Origin of the sequence: Synechococcus sp. R55.7, assembly GCF_047461955.1 — a bacterium.
GTDB lineage: Bacteria > Cyanobacteriota > Cyanobacteriia > Thermostichales > Thermostichaceae > Thermostichus.
The window spans coordinates 4,788-5,934 of sequence record NZ_JANSIC010000161.1 but is presented as its reverse complement, the minus strand read 5'-3'; the positions used below and the strand labels follow the sequence as shown (position 1 = coordinate 5,934).

Genomic DNA, 1,147 nt, shown 5'->3' with positions numbered 1-1,147 from the left:
CTGAGAAGCCCGCGCTGTGTGCGTAGCAACCCTGCGGGAAGCTAGCTACAGCGTCGGGAGTATGTCACGCAGCCTGCGACTTCATGGGCTCCGAGTAGGCCAAAATGAACTGAATGAACTGGTCGATCTCCAGCAGAATGTGTTCCGCCTCGGCCAGAGAGGCCGGTACGGTTGCCAGCACCTGGGCATCTACTTCTGCAGCCTGCCCCGCTTCTCGCAAGAGGTTCATCGAGTTATGGCTGAGCAGGAGCTCCAGCTCGTTCAGGGTTACCATGGCCAGCTGCTCCTCGGCTTGATGGAGCTTATTTTGCAAAGTCTGAACTTGTTCGGTTTGCACCTTCAGCCTAGCTTCCGCCTGCTCAGCGCGAGATACAGCCAGTTGTGCAGCTTGCTGGGCCTCATCCCGCTGAGCTTTCAGGAAGGCCATCTCTTGCTCCAATTGGGCCAATCGCTCCTGCAGGCTGTAAATGTGCTGATCCCGGTCTCCCAAAGCTCGCTCCAGCTCGCGATTTCGAGCCTCCATCTGCTGACGAGCTTCGTTCGCTTGGGCCAGCTGTTCCGCCAAGTTTGCCATTTCCTCTTCCATGTTGGTGAGCCGACTCAAGCGTTCCAAAACCTGAGCATTTTCGGCTTCCAGTTTCTCAATCAGCGCTTGAGCGCTCAACAGTTCTGCTTTGGTAGAGTCCAGCTCGCCGCAGACTTGGTCGTAGTTGGCGATTAGCTCGCCAAGCCGGGCCTCTTTGGCTTGCAGTTCTTCTCGCAAGGAGTTCATCCAGCGGTCGCTCTGCTCAATCCGCTGTTGCAAGAGCGGCAGTTGAACCAGAGCTTGTTGGGCAGCACTGAAATAGCCAAGGAGTCGTTTGATGTAGTGCTGTAGGCGGCTGTGGGACTGATCCAATTTGTCGAAGGCTTCGTTGAGAGAGAGATAGGCCTCGCACAGTTTCATGTAGCGCCGAGCCACAGAATCAGGATGATCCATAGGGTTATAGAGTCCAGGTGGGGGTGCCGTGTCTATTTTATGCTGTTCATTCTATTGGCCAAGCCTGGAAAAGGAGGCATTCGATACAACAACTGGGGGCTTAATTTTACTTTAATATCCAGTGCCTCGATCTCTCTTGCGAGCCAAGGCCAAAGAGTCTGCCCAAAT

The 1,147-nt window shown here is 54.7% G+C and carries 1 protein-coding gene; it reads right to left on the bottom strand.

Features of this window, described 5'->3' with window-relative positions:
• Window positions 1-64: 64 nt before the first annotated feature.
• On the bottom strand, window positions 65-961 hold the full coding sequence (locus NW820_RS09105) for a hypothetical protein (protein WP_414407311.1): 897 nt from the start codon (window positions 959-961) through the stop codon (window positions 65-67).
• Window positions 962-1,147: the final 186 nt, after the last annotated feature.